Source organism: Streptomyces sp. NBC_00250 (assembly GCF_036192275.1).
Taxonomy (GTDB): Bacteria; Actinomycetota; Actinomycetes; order Streptomycetales; family Streptomycetaceae; genus Streptomyces.
In genome coordinates this window covers 1876023-1889414 of the sequence record NZ_CP108088.1, presented here as the reverse complement: position 1 = coordinate 1889414, position 13392 = coordinate 1876023, and the positions used below count along the sequence as shown (strand labels likewise).

The 13392-nt window shown below is 72.7% G+C and carries 12 protein-coding genes; 10 read left to right on the top strand and 2 right to left on the bottom strand.

What is annotated here, in order from left to right:
• Window positions 1-4: 4 nt before the first annotated feature.
• Window positions 5-1828 (bottom strand): AMP-dependent synthetase/ligase, encoded by a 1824-nt coding sequence (locus OG259_RS08495; protein WP_328941693.1) that lies wholly within the window; start codon window positions 1826-1828, stop codon window positions 5-7.
• A 285-nt stretch (window positions 1829-2113) separates the two neighbouring features.
• Window positions 2114-2980 carry a LysR substrate-binding domain-containing protein gene (locus OG259_RS08490; protein WP_328941692.1) on the bottom strand — a complete coding sequence of 289 codons (867 nt, stop codon included), beginning with the start codon at window positions 2978-2980 and terminating at the stop codon, window positions 2114-2116.
• Between the two features lie 265 nt (window positions 2981-3245).
• Here OG259_RS08490 and OG259_RS08485 point away from each other — a divergent pair, with 265 nt between their 5' ends.
• The 10 genes from OG259_RS08485 (at window position 3246) to OG259_RS08440 (ending at window position 13389) form a co-directional block, all read left to right on the top strand.
• Window positions 3246-4328 (top strand): bile acid:sodium symporter family protein, encoded by a 1083-nt coding sequence (locus tag OG259_RS08485; protein ID WP_328941691.1) that lies wholly within the window; start codon window positions 3246-3248, stop codon window positions 4326-4328.
• 25 nt (window positions 4329-4353) lie between these two features.
• On the top strand, window positions 4354-4950 hold the full coding sequence (locus OG259_RS08480; protein WP_328941690.1) for an isochorismatase family protein: 597 nt from the start codon (window positions 4354-4356) through the stop codon (window positions 4948-4950).
• The gene (locus OG259_RS08475; protein WP_266898715.1) at window positions 4947-5330 is read left to right on the top strand and encodes a (2Fe-2S) ferredoxin domain-containing protein; all 384 of its coding nucleotides are present in this window, start codon (window positions 4947-4949) and stop codon (window positions 5328-5330) included. The genes OG259_RS08480 and OG259_RS08475 overlap by 4 nt, the downstream gene beginning before the upstream one ends.
• A 174-nt stretch (window positions 5331-5504) precedes the next feature.
• Window positions 5505-6461: a beta-ketoacyl-ACP synthase III gene (locus tag OG259_RS08470; RefSeq protein ID WP_328941689.1), complete on the top strand. Its 957-nt coding sequence runs from the start codon at window positions 5505-5507 to the stop codon at window positions 6459-6461.
• A 318-nt stretch (window positions 6462-6779) separates the two neighbouring features.
• Window positions 6780-7337 (top strand): hypothetical protein, encoded by a 558-nt coding sequence (locus OG259_RS08465; RefSeq protein WP_328941688.1) that lies wholly within the window; start codon window positions 6780-6782, stop codon window positions 7335-7337.
• A 107-nt stretch (window positions 7338-7444) separates the two neighbouring features.
• Window positions 7445-8125, top strand: coding sequence for a class F sortase (locus OG259_RS08460; RefSeq protein WP_328941687.1), 681 nt, complete (start codon window positions 7445-7447; stop codon window positions 8123-8125).
• A gap of 284 nt (window positions 8126-8409) precedes the next feature.
• The gene (locus tag OG259_RS08455) at window positions 8410-9591 is read left to right on the top strand and encodes an ROK family transcriptional regulator (RefSeq protein WP_266898723.1); all 1182 of its coding nucleotides are present in this window, start codon (window positions 8410-8412) and stop codon (window positions 9589-9591) included.
• A gap of 171 nt (window positions 9592-9762) precedes the next feature.
• Entirely contained in the window at window positions 9763-11280 is a 1518-nt protein-coding gene (locus tag OG259_RS08450; protein ID WP_328941686.1) for a sugar ABC transporter ATP-binding protein, read from the top strand.
• Window positions 11277-12278 carry an ABC transporter permease gene (locus tag OG259_RS08445; protein WP_328941685.1) on the top strand — a complete coding sequence of 334 codons (1002 nt, stop codon included), beginning with the start codon at window positions 11277-11279 and terminating at the stop codon, window positions 12276-12278. The genes OG259_RS08450 and OG259_RS08445 overlap by 4 nt, the downstream gene beginning before the upstream one ends.
• 73 nt (window positions 12279-12351) lie before the next feature.
• Window positions 12352-13389, top strand: coding sequence for a substrate-binding domain-containing protein (locus OG259_RS08440; protein ID WP_328941684.1), 1038 nt, complete (start codon window positions 12352-12354; stop codon window positions 13387-13389).
• The last annotated feature ends 3 nt before the right edge of the window (window positions 13390-13392 follow it).

Here is a 13392-nt window from a genome sequence, read left to right as displayed (position 1 = left end):
CGGCTCAGCCGTACAGCGCCGCGACCTCCGCCGCGTACGCCCGCTCGATCGCCTTCCGCTTCAGCTTCAGGGACGGGGTGAGCAGCCCGTGCTCCTCGCTGAACGGATGCGCCAGGATCCGGAAGGTGCGGATCGACTCGGCCTGCGAGACCAGCGTGTTCGCCGCCACCACGCCCCGCCGGATCTCCGTCTCCAGGGAGGGATCCCGCACGAGCTCGGCCGGCGCGAGCGGCGCCCGTCCCTGCATCGCGAGCCAGTGCTCCACCGCCTCCTGGTCGATCGTGACGAGCGCGGCGATGTACGGGCGGTCGTTGCCGACGACGATGCACTGGGCGATCAGCGGATGCGCCCGCACCCGCTCCTCCAGGCCCGTCGGCGCGACGCTCTTGCCGCCCGAGGTCACCAGGATCTCCTTCTTGCGCCCGGTGATCGTCAGATAGCCGTCCTCGTCGAGGGAGCCCAGGTCCCCGGTGGCCAGCCAGCCGTCGTTGAGGACGGCGGCGGTCGCCTCGGGCGCGTTCAGGTAGCCGGAGAAGACCTGGCCGCCGTGCAGCCACACCTCGCCGTCCTCCGCGATGTGGACGGTCGTCCCCGGGACGGGCTGCCCCACCGTGCCGTACCGCGTCCGCTCCGGCGGGTTCGCGGTCGCGGCCGCCGACGACTCCGTGAGGCCGTACCCCTCGAAGACCGTGACCCCCGCGCCCGCGAAGAACAGCCCCTGCCGGCGGTCCATCGCCGACCCGCCCGACATCGCGTGCCGGAGCCGTCCGCCGAGGGCCGCGCGGACCTTCGCGTACACCGTCTTCTCGAAGAACTGGTGCTGCACGCGCAGCGCCGCCGAAGGCCCCGGGCCGGTGCCGAAGGCCTTGTGCTCAAGGGCCTCCGCATAGGCGACGGCCACCGCCACGGCCTTGTCGAACGGGCCCGTCTTCCCCTCCCGCTCCGCCTTGCGCCGCGCCGCGTTGAAGACCTTCTCGAAGACGTACGGAACGGCCAGGACGAAACTCGGCCGGAACGCGGCGAGGTCCGGGATCAGCTCCGCGGCCGCCATCACCGGCTGGTGCCCCAGCTTCACCCCGGTCCGGACCGCCGCGACCTCCACCATCCGCCCGAAGACGTGCGCGAGCGGCAGGAACAGCAGCGTCGAGGCCTCCTCGCCCGGCCGGGAACGGAACACCGACTCCCAGCGGCCCACCAGCATGTCCGTCTCGAACATGAAGTTGGCATGGGTGATCACGCAGCCCTTGGGGCGGCCGGTCGTCCCCGACGTGTAGATGACCGTCGCCACCGTCTCCGGGGTCACCGCCCGCCGGTGCCGGTGCACCACGTCCTCGTCGATGTCCCTCCCCGCCGCCGTCAGCTCGCCCACCGCGTCCGCGTCCAGCTGCCACAGCCGCTGGAGCCGGGGCAGCCGGTCGACCACCGAACCGATCGTCATCGCGTGGTCCTCGTGCTCCACCACGCAGGCCGTGACCTCGGAGTCGTGCAGCATCCAGAAGACCTGCTCGGCGGAGGACGTCGGATAGATCGGCACGGGCTGCGCGCCGAGCGCCCAGAGGGCGAAGTCGAAGAGCGTCCACTCGTAGCGGGTGCGGGCCATGATCGCGACCCGGTCACCGAACCGCACACCCTCCGCGATCAGCCCCTTCGCCAGGCCGATGACCTCGTCCCGGAACCGTGCGGCCGTCACGTCCCGCCACTCGCCGTCCGGGCCCTTCCGGCCGAACGTGATCCGGTCCGGTTCCGTCAGGGCACGCTCGAACACGGCGTCCGCCAGACCGCCGACCTGAGGCGCCGCCTCGACGGGCGGCACGGTGAACTCGCGCACTGACCTGCTCCTCGACGGCTCGATGGCTGGAAAAGCTCGTTGTAGCGCTCCGTACGGCGCGGGTGACGGTACCCCACCCGACTGCCCGGCGGGAGGGCCTTCACCAAGCCGGGACATTCCGTGTTCCCACAGGTCAGGGTGGGTGGGAGAGTCAAGTCACGGGTGTTGCGGGCCCGTTACCGACCGCTCGGTACGTCCACCGGACACGAATCTCCACGGAATCTGTACGGGCCGCTCACCGGCCGCCGCCCCACGAGCCACGGCACCTGCACCGGCCGGGTCCCCTCAGCCCGGCCGGTGCAGCCGGTCGCCGCCCGCCAGGATCGCCTCCGCCAGTGCGTCCGCCGCCTCCTGCACCGCCCCGCCCCGGCGCCCCGCGCGCAGCACGAAGCCCACCTCGCCTAGCTCCGGCAGCCCCGCACGCGCCGGAACCGGCACGAGCCCCGGCGGCACCAGGTCCCGCGTGTGCGCCATCACGCCGAGCCCGGCGCGGGCCGCCGCCACGTTCGCGCTCAGGCTGGAACTCGTACACGCGATCCGCCACGCCCGGCCCTGCGCCTCAAGCGCCTCCAGGGCCCGCGCCCGGGTGATCCCCGGCGGCGGGTACAGGATGAGCGGCACCGGGCGGTCGGGATCCAGCCGAAGTCCCGGCGCCCCGATCCAGATCAGGGCGTCCTCCCATACGAGCCGCCCCTCGCTCTCCCCACCGCGCCGCTTGGCCAGGATCAGATCCAGCCGGCCCGCCGCGAGCCTGGCCTGGAGCGTCCCGGACAGCTCGACCGTCAGCTCCAGGTCGACCTCCGGGTGCTCACGCCGGAAGGACTCCAGGATCTCCGGCAGCCTGGTCGTCACGAAGTCCTCCGACGCACCGAAACGCAGCCGACCGCGCAGCCGGGTCCCGCCGAAGTACGCCGCCGCCCGCTCGTGCGCCTGCAGGATCGTGCGCGCGAACCCGAGCATCGCCTCGCCGTCCTCCGTCAGCGCCACCCGGTGGGTGTCCCGGGTGAACAGCGGCCGGCCGGTCGCCTCCTCCAGCCGTCGTACGTGCTGGCTGACGGTCGACTGGCGCAGCCCGAGGCGCTCGGCGGCCCGGGTGAAGCTCAGCGTCTGGGCCACGGCGAGGAAGGTGCGCAGCTGGGTGGGCTCGTACACAGGACGACGGTAGCGCCTGCCGCGCCCGTTCATCGCCTTTCGTGATGACAGTCAGAGCGCTGTACGGGATTCCCGATCACCGACCGGTGGAGCAGGATGGGAAGGCACGACCGCCCCCGGCCGCAACCCGACCGCGCCGCGCCACAGCCGCACGACCGCCCCCGGCCGCAACCCGACCGCGCCGCGCCACAGCCGCACGACCGCCCCCGGCCGCAACCCGACCGCGCCGCGCCACAGCCCCCCGGTGCACGAAGCAGTGGAGCCCATGACCGTCCGTACGCCCGCCCGCACCCCACGCCGCACCCTCCGGCTGCCGTCCTGGCTGCCCGTCGACGGGTACGTCCTGGCCCTGCTCGGCACGGTCGCCCTCGCCGCGCTCCTCCCCGCGTCCGGTGCCGCGGCCGACGTCGCGGAAGGCGCGTCGACCGGGGCCGTGGCCCTCCTCTTCTTCCTCTACGGGGCCCGCCTCTCCACCCGAGAGGCCCTCGACGGCCTCAAGCACTGGCGGCTCCACCTCACCGTCCTCGGCAGCACCTTCCTGCTCTTCCCGCTCCTCGGACTCGCCGCGCGGGGCCTCGTCCCCACCGTGCTCACCCCGCAGCTCTACACCGGCCTGCTCTTCCTCTGCCTGGTGCCGTCCACCATCCAGTCCTCCATAGCCTTCACCTCGATCGCCCGCGGCAACGTCCCCGCCGCCATCTGCGCGGGTTCCTTCTCCTCGCTCGCGGGCATCGTCCTGACCCCCCTGCTCGCGGCACTGCTCCTCGGCAACAGTGCGGGTGGCCTCTCCGCCGACGCGCTCCTGAAGATCGTGCTCCAGCTCCTCGTACCGTTCCTCGCCGGACAGTTCCTGCGACGCTGGGTCGGAGGGTTCCTCACCCGCAACAAGAAGGTCCTGGGCTACGTCGACCGGGGCTCGATCCTCCTCGTCGTCTACACCGCCTTCAGCCAGGGCATGGTCGCCGGCATCTGGCACCTGGTGACCCCGGCCCGGCTCGGCCTGCTGCTCGCCGTCGAGGCCGTGCTGCTCGCGGCAATGCTGGCCCTGACCTGGTACGGAGCCGGGCGCCTCGGCTTCGGCCGGGCGGACCGGATCGCGATCCAGTTCGCCGGCTCGAAGAAGAGCCTGGCGGCCGGACTGCCGATGGCGAGCGTCCTCTTCGGCCCGCAGGCCGCGCTCGCCGTGCTCCCGCTGATGCTGTTCCACCAGATGCAGCTGATGGTCTGCGCGGTGATCGCGAAGCGCCGCGCGCGCGACGAAGAGCTGACCGCGGGGACGGGGGAGCCGGGGGAGACCGATGGTGCCCCCTCCGTAGGCCGGATCACACCCATGACCGCCCCGCGATGATCATCCGGGCCGCTACGGTGCTCCCATGCCCGCACCCGATCCCGGCCTCACCGCGCTCGATCCCCGCCGTACCGCGCTCGTCCTCGTCGACTTCATGGAACGCATCGTCGCGCTGCCCCTCGCACCCCGCCCCGGCACCGACGCCCTCGCCGCCGCGGCCCGGCTCGCCGCCACCTTCCGGGCCGCCGACGCCCCCGTCGTCCACATCCGGGTCGAGCGGCCGAACGTCGACGCCCAGCCGCCCGGCAGCGAACTCGTCCCCGACCTCGTCCGGGACGGCGAGCCCGTCGTCGTCAAGCGCACCATCGGCGGCTTCCACGACACCGGACTCCACGAGCTGCTGACCTCGTACGGCGCCACCACCCTGGTCCTCGGCGGCATCGCCACCAACCTCGGCGTCGAGTCCACCGCCCGCGCCGCCGCCGACCTCGGCTACGACCTCGTCTTCGCCGAGGACGCCATGACCGCGCTCACCGCCGACGAGCACCGCGCCTCCGTCGGCCTCGACTTCCCCCGCCTCGGCACCGTCGCCCCCGTCTCCGCGATCACGCTGGGCTCCGCGACCACCCCGGACGACGCCGACGCTCCGTACGGCCCCGACACCCTGGACGGCCCCGAGTGACCCCGGTCCCGATACGGTACGGGGCCCGCCCCTGCTCCCTCGTCGTCTGCCGCGGCTGCTGCTGCGGCGACGCCCGCAAGAACCCCGGCACCGACCACACCGGCCAGCTCGCCCGCCTCCGCGAAGCCGCCGCAGCCTCCGGCGGCCGACTCGTCGTCCGTACGAGCGACTGCCTCGGCCCCTGCGCCCAGGCCAACATCGTCGTCGTCCAGCCCTCCACCGAGGGCCGCCGACGCGGCGGGCGGGCCGCCTGGGTCGCCTTCACCCTCGACGACGACGCCCTCGACGACATCCTCGCCTGGACGGCGGCCGGCGGGCCCGGAATCACCCCGCCCCCGGCCACCCTCGCCCTCCAGATGATCGATGCGCCGAAGAACTGACCCCCCACACGGTGCCCGCCCGAAGCCGTGGGGCCCGTGTGGCGCCCGGGCCGTTGTCACGGTCGGCCAAGGGGTACGGGTGAATCTTGGTGGTTTACGTCACCTGTTACCCATCAGTCGCTGGCAAGACTGGGGAATCCTGCCGGACGATCGAACCACCGAGGGGGTCCCGGGATGACGGGCACTCGCATTGCCGCGCTCGGGCACTACCAGCCCGCCAAGGTGCTCACCAACCAAGACCTCGCGGAGTTGGTCGACACCGACGACGCGTGGATCACCAGCCGGGTCGGTATCCGCACCCGGCACATCGGAGGCCCCGACGAACCCGTCGACGAGCTCGCCGCGCACGCGGCGGGCAAGGCCCTGGCCACCGCCGGGCTCACCCCCGACGACATCGACCTCGTCCTCGTCGCCACCTCCACGGCCATCGACCGCTCGCCCAACACGGCCGCCCGCGTCGCCGCCCGCCTCGGCATGACCTCGCCCGCCACCATGGACCTCAACGTGGTCTGTGCCGGGTTCACCCACGCCCTGGCCACCGCCGACCACGCCGTCCGGGCCGGCGGCTCACGCCGCGCGCTGGTGATCGGCGCCGACAAGATGAGCGACGTGGCCGACTGGACCGACCGCACCACCTGCGTCCTCGTCGGCGACGGCGCGGGCGCCGCGATCGTCGAGGCCGTGGACGACGAGGAGGCGGGGGCCGCCCCCGGCATCGGCCCGGTCCTGTGGGGCTCGGTCCCGGAGATGGGCCACGCCGTCCGGATCGAGGGCATCCCGCCCCGCTTCGCGCAGGAGGGTCAGAGCGTCTACCGCTGGGCCACCCAGCAGCTGCCGGCCCTCGCCCGGCAGACCTGCGAGCGGTCCGGCATCACCCCCGAGGAACTGGCGGGCGTCGTCCTGCACCAGGCCAACCTGCGGATCATCGAGCCGCTCGCCGCGAAGATCGGCGCCGTCAACGCGATCGTCGCCCGCGACGTCGTCGACTCCGGCAACACCTCGGCCGCCTCCATCCCGCTGGCCCTGGCCAAGCTGGTCGAACGCGGCGAACTCGCCACCGGCGCCCCCGTCCTCCTCTTCGGCTTCGGCGGAAACCTCTCGTACGCGGGCCAGGTCGTCCGGGTGCCGTAGCACGGGCCCGCGGTCCGCCCCCCCGGGGCTTCGTAGGACGGGGCTGCGGTCCGGCCCCCCCAGGCGTCGTAGGACGGGGCTGCGGTCCGGCCTCGGGGCTTCGCAGGGACCGGCTGTCGGTTGGCCCGCGGGGCGTCGTAGGAGGTCTTCCCGTCCGCCCGCGCCGAGGTCACGTCCCGTCGCCGTCGTGCCCCGTTCGGCGGAGCCCGGTGGCGGCGCGCCGGTGGCGGACCTAGCTTCGATCGCGGTGAGGGTCGTCGCCTGACGGGCACGGAATCGCTCCGTGGCCGAGCCCCTCCCGTGATCTGGAGGACCGCCATGCGCGCGATACGTGCCGCTTCCGTCGTCCTGCTGAGCGCCGCCGCCGTGGTCACGGTCGCGCCGTTCGCCCTGGCGGGCGACGAAAACCACAACATCACGTCGTTCGGCTTCTCCGTCACCCCCGAGACCGTCGCCCCCGGCGGCACCGTGACGCTGAAGTCCGACGGCTGCGAAGTGCCGTCGGTGACCGTCACCTCCGGAGTCTTCGACACCGTGACCCTCAACGAGGGCCGTTCGGGCAGCGCGACCGTGGACGTCGACGCCAAGGCCGGCACCCAGTACGAGATCGCCTTCGACTGCAAGGGCGAGCGCGGCACCACGACGCTCACGATCGCCCAGGGCGACACCGGCGGGAACACCACCGGGCACAACGAGGCCACCCCGCCCGGAGCGCACAAGGGCGTGAAGGCCGGCTACGGCACCGCCGCCGCGTCCCGCGCGGACACCGACGGCCTCGGCGTCACCGAAGTGGTCACGGGCGTGCTGCTCATCGTCGGAGCGCTCGGCGCCGCCGTCGTCCTGGCCCGCCGCCGCGACGCCGCCGGCCGCGTCTGACGGCCGGGACCCGGGGGGCCTGAAACGGCCCCTCCGCCCCGGTGTGACGAGGTCCGGGACGGAGGGGCACCAGAAGGCGCGCTCACGGCGCGAGGAGGAGGGCGGACGTGGGGCGGTCGGACGCTTCGGGGCGACCGGACGCGACGGGGCGGCACGGCGCCTGGGGTCTCATCGCCGTCGTCCTCCTGGTCGGCGTCCACCTCGTGCGCGGCGGCACGGGCGGTACGGACGACCTCGGGTCCGACGGCCCTCCCCAGCCGCTCTCCGCCGCCGCACCCGACCGCGCCCGGGCCGAGGCAGCCCTCGTCCCCGCGTCCGTACCCGATCCGCTGCCCCCGTCGACCCCGGTCCGGGTCCGCGTCCCCGCCGTTCGGACGGACGCCCCGATCACGAAGGTCGGGCTCGACGCCGACGGCTGGATCGAGGCCCCGCCGCCCGAGGAGAACCGGCTCGCGGGCTGGTTCACCGGCTCGGTCACCCCCGGCGAGCGCGGCACCGCCGTCGTCGTCGGCCATGTCGACACCCCGAGCGGCCGGGCCGTCTTCTACGACCTCGGCGCCCTCCGCAAGGGACACCGCGTGGAGATCGCCCGCCGCGACGGCCGGACCGCCGTCTTCGCCGTGTACGGGGTCGAGGTCGTCCCCAAGGAGGCCTTCCCCGCCGAGCGCGTCTACGGCGACGCCGGCGTGCCCGAGCTGCGCCTGATCACCTGCGGAGGCACCTTCACCGAGGAGAACGGCTACGCGGGCAACGTGGTGGTCTCGGCCCGGCTGGTCGACGTCCGCTGACCCCGGCCCTCTCCTTTCCGGCCCCGGCCCCGGCCCAACTCCCTCCCGGCCCCGGCTCAACTCCCTGCCGGCCCCGGCCCTACTCCCTCCCGGCCCCGGCTCTTCTCCCTCCCCGAGTCGAGCCCTTCTCCCTTCCCGACCCCGTCTTTGTCCCCAACCGGGAAAAAGTCGGGGTCGATTCATGCTCAACTTCTTCCCACCCCGGTACGCCGCTGCTACGTTCCCCTCGAAAGCCCGCAGACGAGCGTGGGCGAGAGCGCGAGAGGGAGGGGCGCGTGAGACGCATGACGGCACGACCTGCCAACCGGCATCAGGCGCGACTCCTCAGGCTGTTGCGTGACGGAGGACCCAACTCCCGCGCTCAGCTGGGAGATCAGATCGATCTCTCCCGCTCCAAGCTCGCCGTCGAGGTCGATCGGCTCCTGGAGACCGGCCTCGTCGTCGCCGACGGCCTCGCCGCCTCCCGGGGCGGCCGCCGCTCGCACAACATCCGACTCGCGCCCGAACTCCGCTTCCTCGGCATCGACATCGGCGCCACCTCCATCGATGTGGCCGTCACCAACGCCGAGTTGGAGGTGCTCGGACACCTCAACCACCCCATGGACGTCCGCGAAGGCCCCGTCGCCGTCTTCGAACAGGCCCTGTCGATGGCGGCGAAACTCCGCTCCACCGGAATCGCGGAAGGCTTCGACGGCGCCGGCATCGGCGTCCCCGGACCCGTCCGCTTCCCCGAGGGCGTCCCCGTCGCGCCGCCGATCATGCCCGGCTGGGACGGCTTCCCCGTACGGGAGGCCCTCAGCCAGGAACTCGGCTGCCCCGTCATGGTCGACAACGACGTGAACCTCATGGCCATGGGGGAGCAGCACGCCGGCGTCGCCCGCTCCGTCGGCGACTTCCTCTGCGTCAAGATCGGCACCGGCATCGGCTGCGGCATCGTCGTCGGCGGAGAGGTCTACCGCGGTACGACGGGCAGCGCCGGCGACATCGGACACATCCAGGTCGAACCCGACGGCCGCCCCTGCGCCTGCGGCAACAACGGCTGTCTGGAAGCCCACTTCAGCGGCGCCGCCCTGGCCCGCGACGCCGAGGACGCGGCGCGCGGCGGCAGATCGGAGGAGCTCGCCGCCCGGCTCGCCGCGGCCGGCCACCTCACCGCCGTCGACGTCGCCGCGGCCGCCGCCGCCGGTGACGCCACCTCGCTCGCCCTCATCCGAGAGGGCGGCAACCGGGTCGGGCAGGTCATCGCCGGGCTCGTCAGCTTCTTCAACCCCGGTCTGGTGGTGATCGGAGGCGGTGTCACCGGCCTCGGTCACAACCTCCTCGCCAGTGTCCGCACCCAGGTCTACCGGCAGTCACTGCCCCTGGCCACCGGCAACCTTCCCATCGTCCTCGGGGAACTGGGCCAGACCGCCGGCGTCACCGGCGCGGCCCGCCTCATCAGCGACCACCTCTTCTCCCCGGCGTAACAGGGGTTGGTGGGCACCCGTCCCGCAAGGGCGGAACAGGTGGGTGCAAAACCCACCACCGGCCCGCACCCGCCGCACCACCCCCGCACGCCCCCACGCCCACCCCGCCACAGCGCACGCGCACCCGTACCCGCCGGACGGCCACCCGTACACGCCGAGGGGATCTCCGCCATGCCCGAAGAACACCCGCCCCTGCTCACCATGTCCGGAATCACCAAGTCCTTCCCCGGCGTCCGAGCCCTCGACGGCGTCGACCTGGAGGTCGCGCCCGGCGAGGTCCACTGCCTCCTCGGCCAGAACGGCGCCGGAAAGTCCACCCTCATCAAGGTCCTCGCCGGCGCCCACCAGCCCGACGAGGGCCGGATCACCTGGAACGGCGCACCCGTTCGGCTCCGCTCCCCGAGCGCCGCCGTCCGCCTCGGCATCGCCACCATCTACCAGGAACTCGACCTCGTCGAAGGCCTCTCCGTCGCCGAGAACGTCCACCTCGGCCACGAGCCCACCACCGCCGGATTCGTCCGCAGACGGGCCGCCCGCACGACCACCGCCGCACTCCTGAAGCGACTCGGCCACCCCGAGATCGACCCCGCCCGCCGCGTCGGCGAACTCTCCGCCGCCCAACGGCAGATCGTCTCCATGGCCCGCGCCCTCTCCCACGACGTCCGCCTCATCGTCATGGACGAACCGTCCGCCGCTCTCGACCCAGACGAGGTCGCCAACCTCTTCCGGATCGTCGCCGACCTCACCGCCGACGGCGTCGCCGTCGTCTACATCTCCCACCGCCTCGAAGAGATCCGCCGCATCGGCGACCGCGTCACCGTTCTCAAGGACGGCCGGGCCGTCGCCCGCGGACTGCCCGCCGCGACCACCCCGACCCGCGAGGTCGTCGCCCTCATGACCGGCCGGGACGTCCCGTACGTCTTCCCCGAACGCCCCGCCCGGCCACCGACGGGCCAACCCGTCCTCCAGGTTCAAGGCCTCGCCCGGAAAGGGGAGTTCGAGGAACTCGACCTCGAACTGCGCCCCGGCGAGATCGTCGGGCTCGCCGGGCTCGTCGGCTCCGGCCGCTCCGAGATCCTGGAGACCGTCTACGGGGCGCGGAAACCGACCACCGGCCGGGTGATCGTCGACGGACGGCCCCTGCGCCCCGGCAGCGTCCCCGCCGCCGTCGCCGCCGGCCTCGGCCTCGCCCCCGAGGAACGCAAGGCGCAGGGACTGCTCCTCCTCGAATCCGTCACCCGCAACGTCTCCGTCTCCTCCCTCGCCCGCTTCTCCCGGGCCGGCTGGATCGACCGCGCCACCGAACGCGAGACCGCAGGGACTGCCACCCGCGCCCTCTCCCTGCGCCCCGATCTCCCCGACGCCCCCGTCCGCACCCTCTCCGGCGGCAACCAGCAGAAGGCAGTCCTCGCCCGCTGGCTGCTGCGCGGCTGCCGCGTCCTCCTCCTCGACGAACCCACCCGCGGCGTCGACGTCGGTGCCCGCGCCGAGCTGTACGCCGTCATCCGCGGCCTCGCCGACGACGGCCTCGCCGTCCTCCTCGTCTCCAGCGAGGTGCCCGAGGTCCTCGGCCTCGCCGACCGCGTCCTGGTGCTCCGCGAAGGCCGGGTCGTCCACCAGGCACCCGCCCGCGACCTCGACGAACACCGCGTACTCGACCTCGTGATGGAAGGGAGCCCTGCGGCATGACGCTCACCACCCCGGCCAAGGCGCCGCCCCAGGAGGGACGTTGGCGCACCCTCGGCCTCCGGGCCGACGTACGCAACCTGTCGCTTCTCGGCGTGCTCGCCGTACTCATCGCCGTCGGCGGCCTCACCCGGCCCGCCGAGTTCCTCGCCACCTCCAACCTCCAACTCGTCCTGACGCAGGCGTCCGTGATCGGTGTCGTCACCGTCGGCATGACCTTCGTCATCACCAGCGGAGGCATCGACCTGTCCGTCGGCGCGATCGTCGCCCTCGCCTCCGTCTGGGCCACCACCCTCGCCACCCAGGAGTTCGGCTTCGCCGGCATCCTCTTCACCGCGGTCGCCGTCGGCCTCGGCTGCGGCATCGTGAACGGCGTCCTCGTCGCGTACGGCGGCATGGTCCCGTTCATCGCGACCCTGGCCATGCTGGCCTCGGCCCGCGGTCTCGCCCTGCAGATCACCGACGGGAAGACGCAGATCGTCACCGTCCCCTCCGTCCTCGACCTCGGCGTCCCCGACGCCTACGTCCTGGGCATCCCGCCGCTCGTCCTCGTCTTCGCGGCCGTCACCGTCGCCGGATGGCTGCTGCTCAACCGGACCACCTTCGGGCGACGCACGATCGCCGTCGGCGGCAACCCGGAGGCCGCACGCCTCGCCGGCATCGACGTACGCCGCCAGCGGCTCTTCCTCTATCTGCTCTCCGGACTGTGCTGCGGCATCGCCGCGTTCCTGCTCGTCGTCCTCGCCGGCTCCGGCCAGAACACCAACGGCAATCTGTACGAGCTCGACGCCATCGCCGCCGCCATCATCGGCGGCACCCTCCTCAGCGGCGGCCGGGGCACCATCGTCGGCTCCGTCCTCGGCGTCCTCGTCTTCACGACCATCACCAACATCTTCGCGCTCAACAACCTGCAGAGCGACGTCCAGCAGATCGCCAAGGGCGCGATCATCGTCGCCGCCGTCCTGGTCCAGCGCCGCACCGTCCGCGACGGCGACGGCTGACCGGACACCCCCGTCCGGAACCCGCCTCACCACCACCCCTTCACCACCACCCCCTCGGAAGGGATCCACCGCCATGCCCGAAACCAGCCGCAGACACCTCCTCTTCGGCGGCGCGGCCGTCTCCGCCGGCGCCCTGCTGACCGCCTGCACCAGCAACGAGCCCAAGAACCAGGCACCCGTCGCGAGCGCGGGGCCCGCCGTCGACGACAAGCCCGGCACCCCTGTCACCATCGGCTTCGCCGGCCCGCAGGCCGACCACGGCTGGCTCAACGCCATCAACGACAACGCCGAACGACGCGCCAAGAAGTACTCCGACGTCACCCTGGAGATCACCGAGGGCTCCAACGACACCGCCACCCAGATCGGCCAGGTCCAGACCCTCATCAACAAGAAGGTCGACGTCCTCGTCATCCTCCCCGCCGACGGCAAGGCCCTCACCCAGATCGGCCTCCAGGCCATGAAGGCAGGCATTCCCGTCATCAACCTCGACCGGATCTTCGCCTCCCCGCAGGCCTACCGCTGCTGGATCGGCGGCGACAACTACGGCATGGGCCTCAACGCCGGCAACTACATCGGCGAACAGCTCAAGGACAAGCCCGACGCCACCGTCGTCGAACTCGCCGGCATGGACAGCCTCGAACTCACCAAGCAGCGCACCCAGGGCTTCGACGACGCCCTGAAGAACTACCCCAACATCCGCAAGGTCGCCCGCCAGGCCGCCGACTTCACCGTCGAGTCCGGCCAGGCCAAGATGGCCCAACTCCTACAGGCCCAGCCCAAGTTCGACGCCCTCTGGAACCACGACGACGACCAGGGCGTCGGTGCGCTGCGGGCCGTCGCCCAGGCCGGCCGCAAGGACTTCCTGATGGTCGGCGGCGCGGGCGCCAAGGCCGCCATGGACGCCATCAAGGCCGACACCGGCGTCCTCAAGGCCACCGTCCTCTACCCGCCGACCATGGCCGCCTCCGCGATCGACCTCGCCCGCGCCCTCGGCCAGAAGAAGGGGATCGGCGGCATGTCCGAGCTGGAGATCCCCGCCTCGATCACCCTCTACTCGGCCGTCGTCACCAAGGAGAACGTCGACGAGTACCTGCCCACCGGCTTCAGCTGACCG

What these genes read in the sequence shown, in the direction of transcription:
- OG259_RS08485 (WP_328941691.1), top strand. Translation starts at nt 3,246, where the DNA reads ATGACCGTCCGTACGCCCGCCCGCACCCCACGCCGCACCCTCCGGCTG.
- OG259_RS08480 (WP_328941690.1), top strand. Translation starts at nt 4,354, where the DNA reads ATGCCCGCACCCGATCCCGGCCTCACCGCGCTCGATCCCCGCCGTACC.
- OG259_RS08470 (WP_328941689.1), top strand. Translation starts at nt 5,505, where the DNA reads ATGACGGGCACTCGCATTGCCGCGCTCGGGCACTACCAGCCCGCCAAG.
- OG259_RS08465 (WP_328941688.1), top strand. Translation starts at nt 6,780, where the DNA reads ATGCGCGCGATACGTGCCGCTTCCGTCGTCCTGCTGAGCGCCGCCGCC.
- OG259_RS08455 (WP_266898723.1), top strand. Translation starts at nt 8,410, where the DNA reads ATGACGGCACGACCTGCCAACCGGCATCAGGCGCGACTCCTCAGGCTG.
- OG259_RS08450 (WP_328941686.1), top strand. Translation starts at nt 9,763, where the DNA reads ATGCCCGAAGAACACCCGCCCCTGCTCACCATGTCCGGAATCACCAAG.
- OG259_RS08445 (WP_328941685.1), top strand. Translation starts at nt 11,277, where the DNA reads ATGACGCTCACCACCCCGGCCAAGGCGCCGCCCCAGGAGGGACGTTGG.
- OG259_RS08440 (WP_328941684.1), top strand. Translation starts at nt 12,352, where the DNA reads ATGCCCGAAACCAGCCGCAGACACCTCCTCTTCGGCGGCGCGGCCGTC.